The organism is Lentzea alba, assembly GCF_011067745.1.
GTDB classification, from domain to species: Bacteria; Actinomycetota; Actinomycetes; order Mycobacteriales; family Pseudonocardiaceae; genus Lentzea; species Lentzea alba.
Map to the genome: position 1 here is coordinate 68038 of NZ_JAAMPJ010000008.1, position 19287 is coordinate 87324.

At 68.4% G+C, this 19287-nt stretch carries 26 protein-coding genes and 2 tRNA genes; 13 read left to right on the top strand and 15 right to left on the bottom strand.

Annotation, left to right across the window (positions count from 1 at the left end; translation table 11 throughout):
* Positions 1 to 71 precede the first annotated feature (71 nt).
* On the top strand, positions 72 to 590 hold the full coding sequence (locus tag G7043_RS27570) for a Scr1 family TA system antitoxin-like transcriptional regulator (RefSeq protein ID WP_166050401.1): 519 nt from the start codon (positions 72 to 74) through the stop codon (positions 588 to 590).
* Here the strand turns inward: G7043_RS27570 and G7043_RS27575 are convergent.
* Complete coding sequence (locus tag G7043_RS27575) at positions 587 to 766, bottom strand: hypothetical protein (RefSeq protein WP_030472123.1); 180 nt, start codon at positions 764 to 766, stop codon at positions 587 to 589. The two genes, G7043_RS27570 and G7043_RS27575, sit on opposite strands and share 4 nt — an antisense overlap.
* A gap of 94 nt (positions 767 to 860) precedes the next feature.
* On the opposite strand from G7043_RS27575, the gene G7043_RS27580 reads away from it, so the two are divergent.
* Together G7043_RS27580 and G7043_RS27585 are read left to right on the top strand one after the other, a co-directional pair.
* Positions 861 to 1418 (top strand): carboxymuconolactone decarboxylase family protein, encoded by a 558-nt coding sequence (locus tag G7043_RS27580; RefSeq protein ID WP_166050403.1) that lies wholly within the window; start codon positions 861 to 863, stop codon positions 1416 to 1418.
* 4 nt (positions 1419 to 1422) lie between these two features.
* Positions 1423 to 2235, top strand: a complete 813-nt coding sequence (locus G7043_RS27585) for a class I SAM-dependent methyltransferase (protein ID WP_313888095.1) — start codon at positions 1423 to 1425, stop codon at positions 2233 to 2235.
* Here G7043_RS27585 and G7043_RS27590 read toward each other — a convergent pair whose 3' ends face one another.
* Entirely contained in the window at positions 2236 to 2862 is a 627-nt protein-coding gene (locus G7043_RS27590; RefSeq protein WP_166050405.1) for a dioxygenase family protein, read from the bottom strand.
* A gap of 88 nt (positions 2863 to 2950) precedes the next feature.
* Positions 2951 to 3835, bottom strand: a complete 885-nt coding sequence (locus G7043_RS27595) for a sigma-70 family RNA polymerase sigma factor (RefSeq protein WP_166051039.1) — start codon at positions 3833 to 3835, stop codon at positions 2951 to 2953.
* Positions 3836 to 3861: 26 nt separating this feature from the next.
* Between G7043_RS27595 and dnaG the strand changes: the two genes are divergently transcribed.
* From dnaG to G7043_RS27610, 3 genes are read left to right on the top strand one after another with little or no spacing between them, the layout of a single operon-like run.
* Entirely contained in the window at positions 3862 to 5751 is a 1890-nt protein-coding gene (gene dnaG / locus G7043_RS27600) for a DNA primase (RefSeq protein ID WP_166050407.1), read from the top strand.
* Complete coding sequence (locus tag G7043_RS27605; protein WP_166050409.1) at positions 5751 to 6242, top strand: hypothetical protein; 492 nt, start codon at positions 5751 to 5753, stop codon at positions 6240 to 6242. Before dnaG ends, G7043_RS27605 begins: the two co-directional genes overlap by 1 nt.
* 24 nt (positions 6243 to 6266) lie before the next feature.
* Positions 6267 to 7007 (top strand): trans-aconitate 2-methyltransferase, encoded by a 741-nt coding sequence (locus G7043_RS27610; RefSeq protein WP_166050411.1) that lies wholly within the window; start codon positions 6267 to 6269, stop codon positions 7005 to 7007.
* A gap of 6 nt (positions 7008 to 7013) precedes the next feature.
* Here G7043_RS27610 and G7043_RS27615 read toward each other — a convergent pair whose 3' ends face one another.
* Positions 7014 to 7295: a YtxH domain-containing protein gene (locus G7043_RS27615; protein ID WP_166050270.1), complete on the bottom strand. Its 282-nt coding sequence runs from the start codon at positions 7293 to 7295 to the stop codon at positions 7014 to 7016.
* A 154-nt stretch (positions 7296 to 7449) separates the two neighbouring features.
* Here G7043_RS27615 and G7043_RS27620 point away from each other — a divergent pair.
* Positions 7450 to 7522: transfer RNA gene (locus G7043_RS27620), tRNA-Asn, on the top strand.
* A 67-nt stretch (positions 7523 to 7589) separates the two neighbouring features.
* Complete coding sequence (locus tag G7043_RS27625) at positions 7590 to 8447, top strand: oxygenase MpaB family protein (protein WP_313888097.1); 858 nt, start codon at positions 7590 to 7592, stop codon at positions 8445 to 8447.
* Here the strand turns inward: G7043_RS27625 and G7043_RS27630 are convergent.
* Entirely contained in the window at positions 8402 to 8863 is a 462-nt protein-coding gene (locus G7043_RS27630) for a GNAT family N-acetyltransferase (protein ID WP_166050413.1), read from the bottom strand. The two genes, G7043_RS27625 and G7043_RS27630, sit on opposite strands and share 46 nt — an antisense overlap.
* A 105-nt stretch (positions 8864 to 8968) precedes the next feature.
* Between G7043_RS27630 and G7043_RS27635 the strand changes: the two genes are divergently transcribed.
* Positions 8969 to 9046: transfer RNA gene (locus G7043_RS27635), tRNA-Ile, on the top strand.
* Here G7043_RS27635 and G7043_RS27640 read toward each other — a convergent pair.
* The 3 genes from G7043_RS27640 to G7043_RS27650 all read right to left on the bottom strand — a co-directional run bounded on the left by G7043_RS27640 (position 9012) and on the right by G7043_RS27650 (position 10732).
* Positions 9012 to 9758 (bottom strand): hypothetical protein, encoded by a 747-nt coding sequence (locus tag G7043_RS27640; RefSeq protein WP_166050415.1) that lies wholly within the window; start codon positions 9756 to 9758, stop codon positions 9012 to 9014. The genes G7043_RS27635 and G7043_RS27640 overlap by 35 nt on opposite strands.
* A 184-nt stretch (positions 9759 to 9942) precedes the next feature.
* Complete coding sequence (locus G7043_RS27645) at positions 9943 to 10101, bottom strand: hypothetical protein (protein WP_166050417.1); 159 nt, start codon at positions 10099 to 10101, stop codon at positions 9943 to 9945.
* Positions 10102 to 10174: 73 nt separating this feature from the next.
* Positions 10175 to 10732: a TetR/AcrR family transcriptional regulator gene (locus G7043_RS27650; protein WP_166050419.1), complete on the bottom strand. Its 558-nt coding sequence runs from the start codon at positions 10730 to 10732 to the stop codon at positions 10175 to 10177.
* Positions 10733 to 10841: 109 nt separating this feature from the next.
* Here G7043_RS27650 and G7043_RS27655 point away from each other — a divergent pair, with 109 nt between their 5' ends.
* Positions 10842 to 11543 (top strand): SDR family NAD(P)-dependent oxidoreductase, encoded by a 702-nt coding sequence (locus G7043_RS27655; RefSeq protein ID WP_166050422.1) that lies wholly within the window; start codon positions 10842 to 10844, stop codon positions 11541 to 11543.
* On the opposite strand, the gene G7043_RS27660 is transcribed toward G7043_RS27655, so the two are convergent.
* Positions 11540 to 12271 (bottom strand): AraC family transcriptional regulator, encoded by a 732-nt coding sequence (locus tag G7043_RS27660; RefSeq protein WP_166050424.1) that lies wholly within the window; start codon positions 12269 to 12271, stop codon positions 11540 to 11542. The genes G7043_RS27655 and G7043_RS27660 overlap by 4 nt on opposite strands.
* Positions 12272 to 12346: 75 nt before the next feature.
* On the opposite strand from G7043_RS27660, the gene G7043_RS27665 reads away from it, so the two are divergent.
* Both G7043_RS27665 and G7043_RS27670 read left to right on the top strand, forming a co-directional pair.
* Positions 12347 to 13459 carry an MFS transporter gene (locus G7043_RS27665; RefSeq protein ID WP_166051043.1) on the top strand — a complete coding sequence of 371 codons (1113 nt, stop codon included), beginning with the start codon at positions 12347 to 12349 and terminating at the stop codon, positions 13457 to 13459.
* Positions 13460 to 13482: 23 nt separating this feature from the next.
* Complete coding sequence (locus G7043_RS27670) at positions 13483 to 14343, top strand: exodeoxyribonuclease III (protein WP_449279973.1); 861 nt, start codon at positions 13483 to 13485, stop codon at positions 14341 to 14343.
* Here the strand turns inward: G7043_RS27670 and G7043_RS27675 are convergent.
* From G7043_RS27675 to G7043_RS27690, 5 genes are all read right to left on the bottom strand, one after another.
* Positions 14321 to 15619: a HAMP domain-containing sensor histidine kinase gene (locus G7043_RS27675; RefSeq protein WP_166050428.1), complete on the bottom strand. Its 1299-nt coding sequence runs from the start codon at positions 15617 to 15619 to the stop codon at positions 14321 to 14323. The genes G7043_RS27670 and G7043_RS27675 overlap by 23 nt on opposite strands.
* Positions 15616 to 16287, bottom strand: coding sequence for a response regulator transcription factor (locus tag G7043_RS27680; protein ID WP_313888099.1), 672 nt, complete (start codon positions 16285 to 16287; stop codon positions 15616 to 15618). The genes G7043_RS27675 and G7043_RS27680 overlap by 4 nt, the downstream gene beginning before the upstream one ends.
* 4 nt (positions 16288 to 16291) lie before the next feature.
* Positions 16292 to 16423, bottom strand: coding sequence for a hypothetical protein (locus G7043_RS49525; protein WP_278185882.1), 132 nt, complete (start codon positions 16421 to 16423; stop codon positions 16292 to 16294).
* Complete coding sequence (locus G7043_RS27685; protein WP_143466928.1) at positions 16420 to 16782, bottom strand: hypothetical protein; 363 nt, start codon at positions 16780 to 16782, stop codon at positions 16420 to 16422. Before G7043_RS27685 ends, G7043_RS49525 begins: the two co-directional genes overlap by 4 nt.
* Before the next feature lie 88 nt (positions 16783 to 16870).
* The gene (locus tag G7043_RS27690) at positions 16871 to 17743 is read right to left on the bottom strand and encodes a hypothetical protein (protein ID WP_166050430.1); all 873 of its coding nucleotides are present in this window, start codon (positions 17741 to 17743) and stop codon (positions 16871 to 16873) included.
* Between the two features lie 160 nt (positions 17744 to 17903).
* Between G7043_RS27690 and G7043_RS27695 the strand changes: the two genes are divergently transcribed.
* Entirely contained in the window at positions 17904 to 18275 is a 372-nt protein-coding gene (locus G7043_RS27695; RefSeq protein ID WP_166050432.1) for a hypothetical protein, read from the top strand.
* A 14-nt stretch (positions 18276 to 18289) separates the two neighbouring features.
* On the opposite strand, the gene G7043_RS27700 is transcribed toward G7043_RS27695, so the two are convergent.
* Entirely contained in the window at positions 18290 to 19066 is a 777-nt protein-coding gene (locus tag G7043_RS27700) for an STAS domain-containing protein (protein ID WP_166050434.1), read from the bottom strand.
* Positions 19067 to 19287: the final 221 nt, after the last annotated feature.

The window sequence follows — 19287 nt, forward strand, 5'->3', positions numbered from 1 at the left end:
TGACGGCATTCGCCCTGATGGGCGAGCGTTTCGCGCGGCGAGATCATGATCATGGCTTTACCGTTCCAGGCATGACCCAGCACGGTGCCGGCGAGCAGCTCGTCGTGCTCGCCGCGGCGGGCGCCACGCGGATCACCTGCTTCAGCGGCGTCACCATTCCCGTCCTCCTGCGGACCGAGTGCTACTCGAAGGCGCTGGCGAGCGCGCTCGGTCTCACACCGTCGCCGGAGCTGCAGCGCGACGGCGTGCTGCCGCAGTGCGTGTTCTTCATCCACGAGTACGCGTTGCGCACGGTCGTGGGCAACGACCGGTTGATGGAGGACCAGGTCCTGCACCTGCTGTTCCACGCGCCGTCGATCCGGATCGTGCCGGCCAGCGCGGGCGGGGCGGCGGCGGTCGGGCTGGACTACGCGCTGGTCCAGTACGAGCACGAGCCGCCGCTGGTCTACCTCGCGAACTGGGTGCTCGTCAGCGACACGGCGACCGTCGAACGGGCCGTGCTCGTCTTTCAGCGCATGCACGCCGTTGCGCTCGACAACGAGCGTTCGCGCGACCTGCTCATGGAGTACGTGGCCGTGTACGACCGTTAGTTCGGCGTGTTGCGACGCAGGAACAGCCGCATGCCGTCCTCGCCGGGCAGCGCGCACAGCAGCAGTCGGACGTTCTGGTGCCGCACCGGCACCGCACACGAGTCGCCCGCCAGCAAGGTCCCCGCCAGCAGGCCGGCCGACTCGTGATCGATGTCCAGCACGAAGTCGTTGCTCATGGATGGACCCTATGAGCTGGCCGCCTCGCAACCCAGTCACCCAAAGGTGTCACATTCTCTGTCACGTTCTTGGGGGCCGCCTCGTCCACAGGTCATGACGAGGATCAAGGGAGTCGCCAAGAAGGACGCGGGCCTGCTCACCAAGGCCCTGTACTGGTTCGCGCGGAGGGAGTTCGGTGCCGTGCCCGAACCGGTCACGGTGATGGCGCACCACCCGAAACTGCTGATCGCGAGCGGCCGGCACGAACTGGCGGTCAAAAAGGCGGTTCACGGGCCGTTGTTCGAGCTCTGTGTGTACCGCACGGCCGTGAAGCTCGGCTGCTCGTGGTGTGTGGACTTCGGCGCGATGCTGATGAAGCACGGTGGCCTGGACATCGAGCGGTTGAAGCACATCGACTCGTACGCCACCTCGGAACTCTTCACCGACGTCGAACGCAAGGCGCTCGCCTACGCCGACGCGATGACCGACACGCCCGTCAGCGTCACGGACGAGCAGGTCGCCGAGCTGGAGAAGCTGCTGGGACGCAAGGAACTGATCGCGCTGACCTACCAGATCGCCCTGGAGAACCAGCGGGCGCGGTTCAACAGCGCGTTCGAGATCAAGGACCAGGGATTCACCAGTGGTGACGCCTGCCGGGTGCCGACAAAATAGGCACGTGGAGAAGATCACCCTGACGGGTGCCCAGGAGACCATGCTCGCCACGCTGTACGGCCGGGCGGTGGACAGCGGGCGGTCCACCTCGGTGCTGCACGACGACGAGGCGCAGCGTGCGGTCGACCGCATCGACTACGACTTCAGCAAGACCGGGATGAACACGACGAGCGCGGTCGGCGTCGCCATCCGGGCGAAGACGCTCGACGACTGGACGCGCGACTTCATCCGGCGCAACCCGTCCTGCACGGTGCTGCACCTGGCCTGCGGGCTGGACACCCGCGTGCACCGGATCGAACGGCCGGACACGGTGCGGTGGATCGACGTCGACATGCCGGACGTCGTCGCGTTGCGGCACAAGCTGTTGCCGGAGCCGAGCGGCGACTACCGGCTCGTGGCGTCGTCGGTCACCGAGGACGCGTGGCTCGCGGACGTGCCCGCCGATCGCCCGGCGGTGGCCGTGTTCGAGGGCCTCTCGATGTACCTCACGCAGGCGGAGGGCCACGCGTTGATCAGCCGGATCACCAGCCGGTTCACCGGTGGTGAGCTGTTGTTCGACGTCTACGGCTCGTGGGGCATCAAGCTGCAGAAGCTCGTTCCGGCCGTGCGCAACGCCGGGGCGACGTTGCACTGGGGCGTCGACGATCCGCGCGAGATCGAGGCGCTGCGGCCCGGACTGACCACAGTGGACGCCTTGCGCAGCGTGGACCTGCCGCACCTGGACGCGTTGCCCAGGTCCGGCAGGATCCAGATGAAGATCGTCAGCGCGATCCCGAAGCTCCGCGACGTCGGGAAGTTGCTGCGACTGCGCTGGTGACTAGCTGTCGATGACGAAGTCGAACTTGGCGGTGTAGCGGTTTCCGACGAGCGGGCCCAGTTCGACCTCGCACTCGCGGTCGAGGTAGGCGTCGCGCCGGTTCAGCGCGGCCACGTTCATCCCGTACGCCTTGAGGTCGTCCGGGAAGAACAGCTGCGTGGTGAGGATCGGACCGCCGCGGGCCTGCACCTTGACGTGGATGTGCGGGGTGCGGCCCGGGTAGTCCTTCGGAACGATCGTTTCCAGCACGTACGCGCCGGAAGCGTTGGTGAACTGGTGTCCGCGCATCTTGAACGTGGTGTTGTCGTACGCGCCGCGATCGTCGGCTTGCCAGAAGTCCAGCAGTGCGTTGGGAATCGGCGCGCACTTCATCGTGTAGACGAACCCGGTGATGCTCAGCACGACGCCGGTGACGCCGGGCGTGCGCAGGTTCGTGCGTTGCGGGGAGTTCCGCTTGAAGTAGGGACCTTCGATGTTCGACGGTGTGTCGTCGTCATCGACGCAGGTCGGGGTGAGGGGAAGAGGGGCGCTGCGAGCGGTGGTGGTACCGGCGGCGGTCAGGGCGATCGCCGCGGCCGCACTGGTCGCCAGGAACGTCCGGCGGGTGGGGTGGTCGTGTTCGGGCATGATCGAACTCCGGTGGTTGCAACCCGCGGCAGGGGGCTTGGGCTGGACCAACGGCAAAACGTTAGCGTCGAAACGATTCCGGGACCAGTTACGGTCCAGACCAAAAGTCCACGTGCTTGAGCTTGTCCGGGTTCGCGATGTCGTAGACGGCAAGGACCTTGCCCTCGTGCACGGTGAACGACGTCACACGCGCGGACACCTCGCCGTACGCGGGCAGGGCCACGCCGAGTTCGCCGTTGACGAACACCGGCCGGTGCTCCTCCGGGTAGCCGTACTTGCGCATCAGGCCGAGGAAGAAGCGGGCGACCTTGTCCGCGCCGGTGATCGTGTTGACCGCGGTGCGCGCCTTGCCGCCGCCGTCGCCGATCATCACCGCGTCCGGGTGCAGCAGTTCGAGCACGCCGTCGATGTTCCCGCTCGCCATGGCCCGCAGGAACTTCTCCAGCACCTCCTGCTGCTCCGCCAGCGCGGCGCGGGGCGGTGGGTCGGCGTCCGCGACGGCCTTGCGGGCACGCGAGGCGTGCTGGCGCGCGGAGGCCTCCGACACCTGCAGCACCTCGGCGATCTCGTTGAACGGCAAGGAGAACGCGTCGTGCAGCACGAACGCGACGCGCTGGTCCGGGGTGAGCCGGTCGAGCACGACCAGCGCCGCCATGCGCACGCCGTCGTCCCGCACGACGGACGCCAGCGGGTCCGCGTCCTCGCCGGTGGTGAGCAGCGGTTCCGGCAACCACGAGCCCACGTAGGTCTCCCGGCGCACGGCCGCGGACCGCAACCGGTCGAGGCAGATGCGGCTCACCACGGTCGTGAGCCAGCCGCGCACGTCCCGGATGCCCTCGGCCACCGAGAACCGCAGCCACGCCTCCTGCACGGCGTCCTCGGCGTCGGCAACGCTGCCGGTCAGCCGGTACGCGACGCCCACGAGGTGCGTTCGATGGAGTCCGAAGTCGTCGGCCGTGGTCACGGGTGGCAGTTTGCCAGGGGATTAGACTCGGGGACGTGGCAGGACGCATCAGGGAGAGCGACATCGCGTTGGTGCGTGAGCGCAGCCGAATCGACGAGGTGGTCGGTGACCAGGTCTCGCTGAAGCGGGCCGGTGGTGGCGCACTCAAGGGGTTGTGCCCCTTCCACGACGAGAAGACGCCGTCGTTCAACGTGCGCCCGTCGCACGGCACGTTCCACTGCTTCGGCTGCGGCGAGGGCGGCGACGTGATCGCCTTCGTGATGAAGGTCGAGCACCTGTCGTTCGTGGAGGCCGTCGAGCGGCTCGCGGACCGCGCGGGCATCCAGCTCGTCTACGAAGGCGGCGGTGCCACGATCCAGCGCGATCGCGGCACCCGCAGCAGGCTCATCGAGGCGCACAAGGCGGCCGCCGAGTACTACGCCGAGCAGCTCGCGACGCCGGAGGCGCAGCAGGCCCGGGAGTTCCTGGCCGAGCGCGGCTTCGACGAGGCCGCCGCGCGTCAGTTCGGCTGCGGCTTCGCGCCCGGTGGCTGGGACAAGCTCACCAAGCACCTGCTGGGCCGGGGGTTCGAGCTGCAGGAGCTGATCAAGTCGCAGCTCACCAAGGAGGGCAAGCAGGGGCCGATCGACCGGTTCCACCGGCGGCTGCTGTGGCCGATCAAGGAGATCAGTGGCGACGTCGTCGGGTTCGGCGCGCGGCGGATCTTCGACGACGACCCGATCCAGGCGAAGTACCTCAACACCAGCGAGTCGATGATCTACAAGAAGTCGCAGGTGCTGTTCGGGCTCGACCAGGCCAAGCGGGAGATCGCGAAGCGCAAGCAGGCGGTCATCGTCGAGGGCTACACCGACGTGATGGCCATGCACCTGGCCGGCGTGCCGACGGCGGTCGCGTCGTGCGGCACGGCGTTCGGCACCGACCACATGAACGTGCTGCGCCGGCTGCTGATCGACGACGACGTGAACGGCGAGGTCATCTTCACCTTCGACGGCGACGAGGCGGGCCAGAAGGCCGCGCTGAAGGCGTTCGAGGGGGAGCAGCAGTTCTCCGCGCAGACCTACATCGCGGTGGCGCCGGACAACATGGACCCGTGCGAGCTGCGGCAGGCCAAGGGTGACGTCGCGGTGCGCGATCTCGTGGCGCGGCGCACGCCGTTGATCGAGTTCGCGATCAAGGCGCAGCTCAAGGCGTACGACCTCGACTCCGTCGACGGGCGCGTCGAGGCGTTGAAGAAGATGGTGCCGTTCGTCGCGCAGATCAAGGACCGCGCCAAGCGGGACGGGTACGCGACGCGGCTCGCCTGGTGGGTCGGCTGGGACGACGAGGCGATGGTCGTGCGCCGGGTCCGGCAGGTCTCCGGCGGCAAGACGCCGGTCGCCCAGGCACAGCGCGTCGACCCGAACCAGATGGCGCTGGGCGTGGAGGTCGACGGACCGGCCCGGCCGAACCCGCGCGACCCGCGTCTGCTGCCCGAGCGCGAGGTGCTCAAGGTCGCACTGCGGCTGCCCGAGTACGCCGGTCCGCTGTACGACTCGCTGCCGGACGAGGCCTTCACGGACCCCGCGTACGTGGCGCTGCACCGCGCGATCCGCGCCGCCGGTGGCGCGTCCTGCGGGCTCGCGGGCACGGCGTACCTGGACGCGATCTCGCAGGCGTGCTCGCACGCGTCGGTGCGGTCGGTGCTGACCGAGCTCGCGGTGGAACCGTTGACCGTCAAGCAGAACGACGAGTTCCGCTACGTGTCGATGGTGATCGCGCGACTGCAGGAGGTGCAGGTCGGCAAGCAGGTCGAGGACGTGAAGTCGCGGCTGCGGCGGCTGTCCCCGATCAAGGACGCCGACGAGTACCGGTCGCTGTGGGGCGACCTGGTGGCGCTGGAGGAGTACCGCAAGGCGCTTCTGCAGCAGAGCGCTGGAGTGCTGTAGTGGGGCTGTTTCGGCGGTTGTTCGGCTCTGGTGCGCCGGACGGGTTCACCGGCACGTTGGAACCCGAGGAGACGGTGATCGCTTCTACTCCCGTGCGGGACGGTCACCTGGTCGTGACGTCGCTCGGGCTGTGGGTGCCGGGGCCGCGCCGGATCGGGTGGCACCTGATCAGCAAGGTGAAGTGGGAGGGCGCGCTGCGGGTGGTCGAGGCGACCGAGGCCTCGACCGAGGGCCCGGTCGTGCTGCTGGAAGACCTTCCCGCGCAACGGTTCGCCGTCGACGATCCCGGCCGCGTGCTGCGGGCGATCAGCCAGCGCGTGGAGGGGTCGATCCGGCACCGCGAACGCGTCGAGTCACCCGGCGTGTGGATCCTGCAGCGCAAGATCCCCGGTCAGGACGGCTTCGTGTGGCAGGCGCGCGGCGACGCCGGGGTGGATCTCGCCGCCGTGCGTGAGGCCGTTTCGACGTTCGCCGCGAAGCTTGCGGGCTAGCAGTACGCGTGTACTGTTAGTCGTATGTGGGATCCGGCGCAGTACCTGGCCTTCGCCGATCACCGGGCGCGGCCGTTCTACGAACTCCTGGCACGGGTGGGGGCCGAGGAGCCTCGCCGCGTGGTCGACGTGGGCTGCGGGCCCGGCAACCTGACCCTGTCGCTGTCCGCGCGGTGGCCTTCTGCCGTGGTCGAGGCGTTCGACTCGTCGCCGGAGATGGTCGAGGCCGCTCGTGCTGTGGGAGTGGATGCTCGGGTTGACGACGTGACGGCGTGGGAACCGTTGCCCGACACCGATGTCGTGGTGTCCAACGCGGTGCTGCAGTGGGTGCCGTCGCACCCCTCGATCGTGTCGCGGTGGGCTTCGGCGCTGCCTTCGGGCGCCTGGCTGGCGTTCCAGGTGCCGGGCAACTACGCGGACGCCTCGCATCGACTGATCCGCGAGGTCGCCGGCCCGTCGCTGGAGCACGTCTTCCGCGCGGAGAAGCCGGTGCTGGACCCGGTGGAGTACGCCTCGTTGCTGGCGGACTGCTCCGCTGTGGACGCCTGGGAGACCACGTACGTGCAGCGGCTGTCCGGACCCGACCCGGTGCTCGAATGGGTCAGCGGCACGGCTTTGCGGCCGGTGCGCGCGGCACTGTCCTCAGCGGACTGGGACGCCTACGTCGCGGAACTCGCGCCGCGGCTGCGCGAGGCGTACCCGCAGCGAGCCGACGGCACGACGTGGTTCCCGTTCAGGCGGATCTTCGCGGTGGCGCGAGTGTGAAGATCGTCACGCCCGAGGCGTGGCCGGAGGCGTGACAGGACGCCCGTTGGCCTCCTCGTGGTGACGCCACGGAGCCTTCTCGGCGGCCTTTTCCGCAGCGTCCGCAGCGAGGTCTTTTGCCTGGTGGGCCGCCTCGAACGCCTTGTCCTTGGCCTGGCTCGCCGTCCGGCGCACCGTGGGGTTGGAGGTGAAGCGGTGCCACAGGCGCACGATCTGGTCGTAGCGCTCCCGTCCGGCCTTCGCGCCGAGCACGTAGCCGATCGCCGCACCGACCAAGATGCCCTTCATGCGGGTCTCCTCTCACATCGTGCCTGGTCAAACCCCATCTTGCCGCACAGTTGCCACAAAGTGGGGGGTGGTTGCAGAACCCGTTTTGAGGCTCATGTAGAGTTACCCACTGTCAGGAGGAACCAAGCCTGACAGGCAAGACACAACAGAACATTCCCCCATAGCTCAATTGGCAGAGCATGCGACTGTTAATCGCAGGGTTACTGGTTCGAGTCCAGTTGGGGGAGCTTTCGAAGACCCTAGTCCACCGACTGGGGTCTTTTGCTTTGAGGGCCCGTACGTGACCTTGGGTGTGTGCCCCGCTTCACGAACCTCCGCCGCATCTCCTCCCTGGACCCGGTCGCCGACCACGAAGAGATCATGCGGATCTCGGCCGGCTTCGACTTCCCGTGGGACTACCAGAAGTCGTTGGAGATGGCGCTGTTCCGCACGTACTGCGTCCCGACGATCTCGGGCCTGCTGGAGCGCACCGGCGAGTTCGAACGCCGACCGCAGAAGCGTTATGACGACACCGCGGTCCTGATGGCCGAACTCGTGGAGCACGGCTACGACTCCCCACGCGGACGTGAGGCATTGCGGGTCGTCAACCGGCAGCACGGCCGTTACGACATCTCGAACGACGACATGCTGTACGTGCTGTCGACGTTCATCTACGACCCGATCGAGTGGTTGTGTCTGTACGGCTGGCGGCCGTTGACCCGCAACGAACAACTGGCTGCGTTCCACTTCTACCGCGCGGTCGGTACCCGGATGGGGATTCGCTCCATCCCGGCGGACTTCGACGAGTTCCGGGCCTTCAAACAGGACTACGAGCGGACGCACTTCGTGTTCGCCGAGTCGAACCGGCGCATCGGCCAGTACACGCTGGACCTGTTCTGCTCCTGGTACCCGTCGATCGCCCGCCCGGTGGTCTCCCGAGCCGTGGTCGCGATGCTGGACCCGCTGATGGTCCGCGCGTTCGGGTTCACCGCACCGCCTGCCTGGGTCGGTGCGGTGGGACGGCTGGCGCTGCGCGTGCGGGCCCTGGTGGTGCGGCGCCTGCCGGTGCGCCGTTCGTTGAAGCTCACGCGGGCGCGCAACCGCACGTATCCCGGCTACCCGGACGGCTACCGGCCGTCGGACCTCGGGGCGAGCTCCAGCACCGCGCTCTGACCGTTCAGCGTGAAGCCCATGGCCTTGAGGAACTCGTTGCCGGGCTTGAAGTCGTCGAGCCGCGCGTGCACGTGCGTGAGGCTCGGGAAACGCTCGGTGAGCGCCCTGACCATCTCGCGGCCGATGCCCCACCTGCGCAGATCCCGCGGCACGAGGAAGAACCCGACGCTGGCGTGGTTCGGCTCCGGGTGGTCCAGCACGAGGTCGACGAACCCGATCATGCCCTCGGCCTGGGCGATCAGCAGGTGCTTCTGCTCGAACACCACCCCCTCCGGCAACGCGTAGAAGAGGCTCTGCACGTCACCGGGCCCGGACGGGTGTCCCGTGGCAGCCTGGAACCAGTCGTCGCAGTCGGCGAACAGCCTCAGCACCTCGGGCTCGTCCGCCGGGGTGAAGTCGCGGAGGGTCAAACGCACGCGTGCAGCCTATGTGTCGCTCGCCACGGGGGCGCGCAAGGCCCGTTCGGCGTGATCGGTATCCTCCACCACGCAGCGTTAGCGGGTCGGGTCCGCCGCTGCGAGGGGGCAGTAGCTCAACCGGTCAGAGCAGCAGACTCATAATCTGTCAGGTTGTCGGTTCGAATCCGACCTGCCCCACCAGCTTCTCCTGAAGCCGCCGGGCCACCTCTTCGGTGATCTCCACGGCGTCGTCGGAGCGGTGCCCGAAGCGGATCTCGTAGAGCATGATCGAGCGGCGCCACCTGTTGACGTCCGGGTGCAACCTCTCCTCGAACGTGGTGCCGTCTTTGCCACCCCACGAGCGGAGCAGAGCGCTGGCCTCCAGCACGTCCTCGGTCGCCTCGTTCCAGACGATCGCCCAGTAGCGGTACTTGACGTCGTCCGGTCGTGAGAAGGCGCCGCGGTTGTCGATGTGCTCGATCAGTCGTTCGCGGGTGGCGTCGTCGATCGCCACGAGCTCGTACTCCCGCAGCGTCGTCCAGACGTTCACGACGTGCCAGTCGCCGTTGGAGTTGTACCGGCTGCCGCCGATGCCGCCGTCGTCCTCCAGGCGGAGAACCATCGAGGGTTTGCCCAGCGAGGGCGCCGCCTTGTCCAGACACGCGTAGTAGCCGGAGCGGTCGGGGCGCGGCCGCCAGCGCGCGGCGAGGCGGGCGGCGGTCTCCTCGGTCAGTCGGGTGAGCTTGCCGTCCTTCCGGTTGCTCCGGACGCTGTCGATCGCGCTGGAGCGGACCCAGGTGCCGTCGTAGCGCTCCTCGTGGACGGTGCCGTCGTCGTCGATCCGCTCGCGAGCGATCACGGGTGGGTCGTCCGGGTCCTGGTCGAACGGGGTGGTGATCGCGAAGTAGCGCACCGGGGCGTTGCCGAAAACGCGTCGTGACTGGATCTCCTCGAACGCTCGTGTGTCGTCCTGGGTGATGCGGATGCGTCTGCCGTCCTGCTTGGCCAGCCGCCAGACGAGGTCCGGTGTGAAGATCGACTCCTGGTCGCTGGTCCAGTGCTGCCTGATGACGGTCAGCGGATCGTCGAACGGGTGCTCAGGCGTCTCGATCGCGTAGTCGCTTGGCGTGCTCGTCGGTGATCGCGACGTTCACGAACCACGTGCGGTACACCGGATCGAGGCGTTTCCACTGCCCGCGGAAGAGGCCGGGCACGAACATCTCCTCGTGGCGGCCGTGGACGCGCACGACCAGCAACGGGTTCTAGATGGGGCGATCCCGGTCGAGCAGTGCGATGTACCTCATCAGGTCCCCCAGGACTGTTCGAAAACTAAGGCCCGCGCAGACCTTCCACGTAGATGGACAGGAAGCGGCGCCACTCGCCGGGCACGTCCCTGATCACCTGGGCCATCGCCCTGGTCAGGGTGGCCATGTCCGCGATCGAGAAGTCGGCGCGCAGGACCCCGGCCGTGATGGCCCGCATGATCAGGGTTTCGACGTGGCCGGCGCTGCGGTGACAGGCCGAGACCACCTGCGGGGCGTTCGGCAGGTCGCGCGCCAGGACGTCGTTCAGGCCGCGGTCCTCGGCCTGCAGGGCGTAGAGGTCGTCGAGGTAGCCGGCGAACGCGTGCCACGGGTCCGGGTCGGCCAGGGCCTTCTCGCCGATCACGTCCAGGGCGGCGAGGCGCTCGGGGAAGATCGCCGTGACGAGGTCCTCGCGGGTCGGGAAGTGCTTGTAGAGCGTGCCGATGCTGACTTCGGCCTTGCGGGCGATGTGTTCCATCGGCACGTCGAGGCCGCGCTCCGCGAACAATGCCGTGGCCGCTGCCAGCAGCTTCTCCCGGTTGCGTGCCGCGTCCGCACGCAGGGGCCTCGACGCGGTGACCATGTGCGGATCCTACTCAGCGACTAAGTCGAGGGTGCCCTCGAATTCTGTGGTAGCGTCGACCGCATAAGTCGAGGGTTGCCTCGAATTAGCGTTTGGAAGGACGAAAGCCATGTCTCCCAAAGCACTTGTGCTCGGGGTTGGTCCCGGGCTCGGCATGTCCATCGCACACCGGTTCGGACGTGAGGACTATGACGTCGTGCTGGTGTCGCGCAGTGGTGACCGGCACGCCGGTTACCTGGCCGAGTTGACCGGTGCGGGCGTTCGTGCGACGGCGTTCGCCGTTGATCTCAAGGACCGTGTGCGGCTTCTGTCCACTTTGGACGAAATCGGGCCGGTGGACGTCGTCTACTACGGGCCGGGGGGCACGAACCTCGACGACATGCCCAACGAGATCACGACGGCCACCTCCGCCGAGCTGCGCACCGCGATGGAGTGGGTCTACCCCGTGGTGGACGTTGTTGGGCACGTGTTGCCCGGCGTGGTCGAACGCGGCGGTGGCGTAGTGATCGCCGGTGGGCTGAGTTCGGTGGTGCCGTTGCCGATGCTCGGTGCACTGGCGCTTTCTTCGGCAGCGCTGCGCAATTACGCGTTGACGCTCAACGCGGCGCTTGCCGACAAGGACGTGTACGCGGGCACGTTGACCATCGGTGGTGTCATCGAACGCGGCGACATCCACAAGCTGGTGGAGTCCAGTCCCGAGCGGTTCGGCGGTCTGGCCGGGCACACGCTCGACCCCGACGACATCGCCGAGGCGGCTTGGCAGATGTTCGTCAAGCGCGACCGGGCGGAGGAAGTGTTCAACGTCCTTTAGAGGTACGAACCGGGGGTGTGGCCGAGCGAGCGGCGGAAGACGTCGATGAACGCGCTCGCGGTGGCGAACCCGCACTGCTGGGCCACGGTGGTGACCGGCCGGCCCTCGGCCAGCAGGCGCAGTGCGTGGTAGAGGCGCAGTTGTGTGCGCCACTGGGGAAAGCTCATGCCGAGGTCCTCGCGGAACAGCCGGGTCAGCGTCCGGCCGCTCGCGCCCGCCTCGCGGCCGAGCGCTTCGAGACCGCGTGAATCCGAGGGGTCGGTCTCGAGCAACGCGCAGACCGCCGCGAGCCGTGGGTCGCTTGCGGCCGGCACGCGCACGGGTTGTTCGGACGCGGTGGTGAGCTGGTCGAGCAGCACTGAGCGCATCCGTTTGCCCGCAGGGGTTTCTCGGTCGTTGAGGGATGTGTAGGCGATCAGCAGTTCGCGCAGCAGAGGGCTGACTGTGAGCGCTGTCGGTTCGTGGAGCTTCAACGGGTTCTGGGTGAGTCCGAGAAAGTGCAGCCGTGTGACGCCATACGCGCGATGTGCGTGCACGGTGCCGGCGGGGATCCACAACGCACGGTGGGCGGGCGCGATCCAGCGCGACGTCTCGGTGTGCACGGCCACGACACCACGGCTGGCATAGACGATCTGGTGCTCGTCGTGCCAGTGCGCGGTGACACCGGCCGCAGCCGCCAGTTCGCGGATCGCGGTCGGCGCTGTCGGCTGGTGGCGAGAATTCGACATACATCGGCAGAATATCGGAATCGCGAACATTCCTGGGGCCGCGACGATCGATGCGTGAACACCTCTCGTTGGCGGATGACGGTCCTGGTCGCCGGGCACGCGGTGGACGACCTCTACCAGGGAGCCGTCCCGGCCGTCGTGCCGTTCCTCGTCGCCGAACGGTCCTACAGCTACCTCGCGGCGGCCGGCATCACGGTCGCCGCGACGTTGCTGTCGTCGGTCGTGCAGCCGTTGTTCGGCGTGCTGACCGATCGGCGCCCCATGCCGTGGCTGGTCCCCGTCGGCATGATGGTCGCCGGCGTGGGCATCGGGCTGTGCGGCCTGAGCGACTCGTACGTGGTCACGTGGCTCGCGATCGCACTGTCCGGCCTCGGGGTCGCCGCGTACCACCCGGAGGCGGCCCGTCTCGCCCGCCGGGTCGCCCGCGACGGTCATGTGGGGATGAGCTGGTTCGCTTTGGGCGGCAACGCGGGGTTCGCGTTGGGACCTGTGCTCGTGACACCCGTGCTGGCGATCGGCGGTCTTTCGGCGAGCCCGTTGTTGATGATCCCGGCTCTGATCGGCGGTTTTCTGACGTTGGCCGCGCTGCGCGGTGTGCGGGGTGTGGACGCTGTTGTGGCACGTAGTGGCCGAGACGACTGGCGGCAGTTCGGACGCCTAACGGTCGTGGTCATCGCACGGTCGATGGTGACGTTCGGCCTCGGCACGTTCCTCGCGATCTGGGTATCGCAACGGGTCGGCGGCTTTATCGCGGGTTCGGTCGCTTTGGTCGTGCTCTTCGGCGTCGGTGCTCTCGGCACGCTGCTCGGCGGCGTGCTCGCCGAGCGTTGGGGTCGGATCCGGGTGGTGCGCACCTCGTACGTGCTCGGCATACCGGCAGTGGCAGGCATCGCGCTGGTGCCGGGACCAGCCGTGTACGTGTTCGTCGCGCTCACCGCGTTGACGTTGTACGTGCCATTCTCCCTGCACACGACACTCGGCCAGGACTACCTGCCGAACCGGCTCGGCACGGCCAGCGGCGTGACCCTCGGCCTCGCCGTCAGCGTCGGGGGACTGGCCTCGCCCGCGATCGGCGCGTTCGCCTCAGCCGTGTCGCTGCAGTGGGCTCTGCTGGCGTTGTTGGTGTTGCCGCTGGTCGCATGGGTGGCCGCCCGAGGCCTGGCCGAGCCGGTTCGATGCGCGCTCTAGATGCGGTGACTACGGTTGGGTGCGTGCGAGTGGTGACCTGGAACGTGAACTCGGTCAAGCAGCGCGTGCCTCGGTTGCTTCCCTGGCTGGACCAGCGGAAGCCCGACGTCGTGTGCCTGCAGGAGACCAAGCTGGCCGACGACGCCTTCACTGCCCTGCTGGGCGACGCGTTGGGGGAGCGCGGCTACGAGTTCGCGTTGTTCGGCGAAACCCAGTGGAACGGCGTCGCCCTGCTGTCCCGAGTGGGCCTGGACGACATCGCGGTCGGTGTGGCCGGCGCACCGGGCTTCCCACACATCGAGGCACGCGCCGTAGCGGCCACGTGCGGCGGCGTGCGCGTGCACTCGCTGTACGTCCCCAACGGCCGTGAGCCCGAGTCGGACCACTACAAGTACAAACTCGAATGGCTCGCTTCGTTGCGCGATGTCCTGGAAGCCGGGCCCGCGGACGCCTTGGTGTGCGGCGACATCAACATCGCCCCCACCGACGCCGACGTGTTCGACCCCGAGGCCTACATCGGCCAGACCCACGTCACCGAACCCGAACGCGCCGCGTTGGAGGCCATCAAGGCGTTGGGGTTCCACGACGTCGTGCGCGACCGGTGGCCGAACGAGCGGGTCTTCAGCTACTGGGACTACCGCGCGGGCATGTTCCACCGCGACCTGGGCATGCGGATCGACCTGATCCTCGCGAGCGACAGCGTGGCGCCGCGGGTCCGGGCGGCGTGGATCGACCGGCACGCGCGCAAGGGCACCGGGCCCAGCGACCACGCGCCGGTGATCGTGGACCTGGACGAGGCGCCGGACGGGGACATCGGGCCCGTGGTGCCGCCACCGTCGTCGCCGGGTGGGAAGAAGAAGGTCAAGTTGCCGCAGGCAAAGTGACGGTGAAGGCGGCCCCGCCTTCCGGTGCCGGACCGGCCTTGATCGTGCCGCCCATCCGCGTCACCAGCCCGTGCACCAACGCGAGCCCCACCCCGGTGCCCACCGGCCGCGACTCCTGGTACCGGGCGTGCAGCACCCCACGATCGAACGCCACGGCGTAGTCCTCCGGCGCCAGCCCGGGCCCACCGTCGCGCACCTCCAGCACGGACGACAGGGCGAGCACGACCGGGCGTCCGGCGGGGGTCACGCGCAGGGCGTTCTCCATCAGGCCGTCGATGACCTGACGCAGGCGCCGCGCGTCCGCCAGAGCGACGGGTGAAGCGGAGATTTCCAGCGAGAAGAGCACGCCGCGGGCGTGGGAGCGGGCGTGCCAGACCTCGGCGGCCGAGCGGACCACGGGTTCCAGGGCTACGGCGGCCAGGTCCAGGCGGAAGTCGTCGGCGCCCAGGCGGGCCAGGTCCAGCAGGTCGGTCACCAGGCGGTCCAGGCGGCGGGCCTCGTCGAGGATCACGGTGCCGACCGGGGCTACCTGGGTACCGGACACCACGCCGTCGGCCAGCGATTCGGCGAAGCCGGTCACGGCGGTGAGAGGGGTGCGCAGTTCGTGGGAGACGGAGAGCAGGAAGTCGCGTTGGCGGGATTCGCTGCGCTGCAAGGCATCGGCCAGCGCGTTGACCGAGCCGGCCACCTCGGCTAGTTCGTGAGGGCCGGAGATCGGGACGCGCAGGTCGCGGCGGCCGGTGGTCATCGCGTGGGCCACGGTGGCGACGCGGCGCAGCGGGCGGGCCAGGAAGGTGCCCAGGGCCAGGCCCGCCAGGCAGGCGACGACCAGGCCTATGCCCAGGGCGAAGAGGATGTTGCGGACCAGTTTGCGGTAGGTGCCGCTGGTCTCGGTTTCCTGCACCAGGGCGAAGGCGCCCGCGCCCGACTTGCGGGCTTCCACGTTCAGGCGGCCGCTCACCTTGGACACCGCGGAACCCGAAAGCGCGTCGCCGGCGCCGACTTCACGGGCCGCGCGGACCGCGGCACGGTCCGTTCCCGACAGCTCGCCCGAAGGAGAGATGCGGACGATCGCTATGCCCTGGCCTTCGAGGACCTGTTCGATGCGGTTGTTGGAGATCTGGCCAGCCACCACGTCGGCCTGGGAGCGCAGGAACTCGCGGCTCACCTGCTGTGAGGTGGAGAGCACCAGACGGAGGGAGACCACGCCCGCCACCAGGACGGCGACGAACGCCACTCCCAGGCACAGCAAGGCGATCCGGGCGGCGAGGTTCACGACGCGTCCGCCGAGTAGCCGACGCCGCGCACCGTCCGAATAGGACTCGACGCACCGAACTTCGCTCGTAGCTGGGCCACGTGCACGTCGACGGTGCGGGTGCCGGCCACCGAGGAGTAGCCCCACACCGCGCTCAGCAGCTGCTCGCGCGAGAAGACCTGGCGCGGGGACTTCATCAGGTAGGCGAGCAGGCCGAACTCCGTCGAGGTCAGCGACACTTCGTCAGACCCAGCGAAAGCGCGCCGTTCGCCGACGTCCAGCCGTACGGAACCCACCTGCAGTACGTCCGACACACCCCCGGACGAACGTCGTAGGACCGTGCGCACGCGGAGGGCGAGCTCGCGAGGGCTGAAAGGCTTGGTGATGTAGTCGTCGGCGCCCAGTTCCAACCCCAGCAAGCGGTCCACCTCGTCGTCGCGGGCCGTCACGAACAGCACCGGGGTCCAGTCGCCGGCGGCGCGCATCGCGCGGCACACCTCGATGCCGTTCAGGACGGGCAGGCCGACGTCCAGGACGACCGCCACCGGCGACAGGGAGCGGATCGCGGCCAGTGCCGCGTCCCCCGAGGACTCCAGGTGCACGCCGAAACCGTCGCGGCGCAGGTACAGCGCCACGAGTTCGGCGATCGCCGGTTCGTCCTCCACGACGAGCACCAGGCCACGTTCCACGCGTTCACCCCGGCTGGTTGATGTCCGACTCGATGCTGTTCAGCGTTGATTCCACATCATCGAGGTCCGGCACCGGCGCCTCGCCCCGGCACGCCGTCAGTGACACCAGCAGGACCAGGGCCGCGGCCCACCTCACTTGGACCCGCAGTGCTCGGACTTGAACTTGCCGATCCGCTCGCCGGCCTTCGACAGCTTCACAAGTTGCGCGTCACGCAGCTTCAGCCGTGCGTCCAGCACGTCGGCGCGCGCTGTGTTGCCGGCCTTGCGCGCGTCGGCGGCCTTCTGCTCGATCCACTTCTTCGACCCCAACGTCTCGGGCGTGCCGTTGATGCGGTCGGTCAGGGCTTTCACACGCGCCTCGACGCGCGGAACGCGGTTCGAGCAGATCTGTTGCACCTTCTCGGGGCTGATCGTGATCGGTTCCTGCGCCGACGCGGTTCCCGCGCCCAGCAGCAGCATTCCCAGCACGAGCCCACCGATTCGCGAAATGTTCATGGCACAGAACGATGACCGCGCAGCGTCAGAGACGGGTCCGCCGAATGTTCGGGTTCTGCAAAGATCACCCCAGCGATCACCCCAGCGATCACCGCAGCGCCACTCCGCGCACCGCCGCCGCCTGCATCATCGGGCGCATCCGGTCCCACACCCGCTCGGACCGCAGTGCCTCGGCCGCGTGCACCGCCCGCATCCCGATCACCTGTCCCTGATCCGTGTCACCGTCGAGGAAGTGGCACGACGCCAGCGCGATCAGGCAGAACGTGCCGCTGCGCGCCATCGCCGGTCCGAACCGCTCGATCGCCGTGGACAGTGCCGGAATCGCCTTCCGGGTGTCGCCGAGCTCCGCGTAGATGGTGCCGATCATCGCGGTCAGGTCGGTCTCGTCGTGGAACCGCGCCCAGTCCGGCACGTGCGCCAGGTCGGCGCTCGCGAACGAGTCCTGCGCCTTCCCCATCGCCCGCAACGCCTCCGCGGAACGGGCCTGGCGCGCGTACGCCCACGCCTCGTTCGAATGCATGATGCTGGCCGCCAACGGCGCGAAGGCGCCCCTCTGGAAGTACGCCAGCGCATCACCCGGTGCGCCGTGATGCAGATGCACGCGCCCACGCCGGTAAACGATGTTGGTCGTCAGATCCTCGTCGTGCCGCGCGAAATCCAGCGCACGGTCGAAATGGTGGTACGCGGCCCCGACCTGACCGCAGTCGAACGACGTCCACCCGGCCAGGTTGTGCAGATCCGCGACGGCCGACAGCAAACGCGCACGCACGGCATCGGTGGCTTCGGCCGCCAGCAGCTGGTGCGCCCAGTAGATCCGCACTATCACGGCGTCCCGGCACGCTCCTCCGCCGAACTGGTAGTCGACCGACCTGAGGGAACGCGTCTGCGACTCCAGCTGTTCCACATCGCTCATGCCGATGCGGGCGGAGTGCGGGGGAGGGAAGTACGCAGGATCAGCCATGTGGAATACCTCTGCTCCGCGCCGTTGGATTTCGAGCGTAGGGTGCCCGCGCGCGAGTGAGAAGAGGCTTCTAAGTCGCGTGGAATTCGACGCAAGCCGCGATTAAACAGGTATAAATGCGGGTATACCTGCCCCGGCCACCAGGGGCATTGTGCTCATCATGAGGCGACGCGCCCACTTGCGGCTGGTGACCTCCCACGAGGCCGGAGATCCGACGTTGACGGCGGTCCTCAGCGCCGAGGACCTCGCGGAGGAGCTCGGTCTCGATCCCCACGCCCGAGTCACCTGCGGCCTGCATCGTCGCTGGTTGCACGAGTGCGTTGGCTCGCCCGACCACGTCATCCCGGTCACGGGTCATCGCTGGTGCCGCCCGTGCGGCAGCCCTCTCGAGGTGTTCGTCGACGAGACGACCGCACGCCTTTTCTGTCCCAGGTGCGGCACCGGAACGCCGGACACGGCGGCGAATCGCCAGGTCGTCAGGGCGTGCCGCACCAGCCTCGCGGCGAGTCACGCCCATGTACGCGCACTGTGAACGACCCAGAAGTGTTAAGCCTGGTGGGTGAAGACGGCAGCCTCCGGGAGATAGCTCGGAGGCCGCTGGCTGTTCTCCGGCACGTCGAGCAACGCCCAGATGATGTGCCGGCCACCGCCCGCAGGCGTCTCGCCCATGCTGAAGTTGCAGACGGCGATTGACGCGACGTTGCGCCGCATCACGTGCCACTGCCTGAGGTCGAGACGTGCGGTCGTGCGTACGGCAACGGACAACTTGTCGCCACGCATGCGCAGCAGCAGCGCGAGAGGGTTGTCGTCCTCGACGTGCGACACGAGCTCAACGGCGACCTGTGGCGCGACGTCGAGCATGGACTGAGCGCCCCACCGCTCGCAGGCGCGTTCGGTGATCCGCTCGGCCACGTGCGGCAGGCAGCGGCACGTGGGCAGCGCCGCGTCCACCCGGTCCTCGTGCCGCAATCGGACGACCGAGGCCACGGCGGCGGACGTCGTCGAGTGCATCGGGATGTGCCGGGGCAGGCCGCGCGACTCCAGCGTCGCCCGCAACTGGTGATCACTCACGACGAGGCTCAGCGAGATGCCCGGCCAGCGCGCCGCGGACAGCCACACGACGTCGAACACCACGAGCAGCGCGGGAGACTCCGCGACGAGCCCGTCGAGCTCCACCACGACGCCGACGAGTTCCTTTGTGGCGCAGTCGAGCAGCACGTCCTGCACGCGCATGTACGTCGACCAGTCGAGGCGCCCGCCGAACCTGACGACGAGCACGCCGTTCTGCTCCCGGACGTCCACTTCGAGACTGCCGTCGACCATGATCCGTCCCCTCTCGCGAGCGCGCCCCCAGCCTCAACCCTGGCGACGTCACGACCGGAGCCCTAGGGGGTAACTACCCGTGTTTCGGCGTTGGTGCCTACGGGGGACCGCGTTGCAGCGGGAGATCGCGCCGACCTAGGGTGCCGCTGTGGGCGGTTCGCTTTCCCCAAGTCGTAAAGGCAATTTGCCTGCTGACACAACTACTTTCGTCGGCCGCAGGC

Excerpts from the sequence above, each read along its gene's own strand:
- G7043_RS27570 (WP_166050401.1), top strand. The coding sequence starts at position 72 with ATGACCCAGCACGGTGCCGGCGAGCAGCTCGTCGTGCTCGCCGCGGCG.
- G7043_RS27575 (WP_030472123.1), bottom strand. The coding sequence starts at position 766 with ATGAGCAACGACTTCGTGCTGGACATCGATCACGAGTCGGCCGGCCTG.
- G7043_RS27580 (WP_166050403.1), top strand. The coding sequence starts at position 861 with ATGACGAGGATCAAGGGAGTCGCCAAGAAGGACGCGGGCCTGCTCACC.
- G7043_RS27590 (WP_166050405.1), bottom strand. The coding sequence starts at position 2,862 with ATGCCCGAACACGACCACCCCACCCGCCGGACGTTCCTGGCGACCAGT.
- G7043_RS27610 (WP_166050411.1), top strand. The coding sequence starts at position 6,267 with ATGTGGGATCCGGCGCAGTACCTGGCCTTCGCCGATCACCGGGCGCGG.
- G7043_RS27615 (WP_166050270.1), bottom strand. The coding sequence starts at position 7,295 with ATGAAGGGCATCTTGGTCGGTGCGGCGATCGGCTACGTGCTCGGCGCG.
- G7043_RS27650 (WP_166050419.1), bottom strand. The coding sequence starts at position 10,732 with ATGGTCACCGCGTCGAGGCCCCTGCGTGCGGACGCGGCACGCAACCGG.
- G7043_RS27655 (WP_166050422.1), top strand. The coding sequence starts at position 10,842 with ATGTCTCCCAAAGCACTTGTGCTCGGGGTTGGTCCCGGGCTCGGCATG.
- G7043_RS27660 (WP_166050424.1), bottom strand. The coding sequence starts at position 12,271 with ATGTCGAATTCTCGCCACCAGCCGACAGCGCCGACCGCGATCCGCGAA.
- G7043_RS27665 (WP_166051043.1), top strand. The coding sequence starts at position 12,347 with ATGACGGTCCTGGTCGCCGGGCACGCGGTGGACGACCTCTACCAGGGA.
- G7043_RS27685 (WP_143466928.1), bottom strand. The coding sequence starts at position 16,782 with ATGAACATTTCGCGAATCGGTGGGCTCGTGCTGGGAATGCTGCTGCTG.
- G7043_RS27690 (WP_166050430.1), bottom strand. The coding sequence starts at position 17,743 with ATGGCTGATCCTGCGTACTTCCCTCCCCCGCACTCCGCCCGCATCGGC.
- G7043_RS27695 (WP_166050432.1), top strand. The coding sequence starts at position 17,904 with ATGAGGCGACGCGCCCACTTGCGGCTGGTGACCTCCCACGAGGCCGGA.
- G7043_RS27700 (WP_166050434.1), bottom strand. The coding sequence starts at position 19,066 with ATGGTCGACGGCAGTCTCGAAGTGGACGTCCGGGAGCAGAACGGCGTG.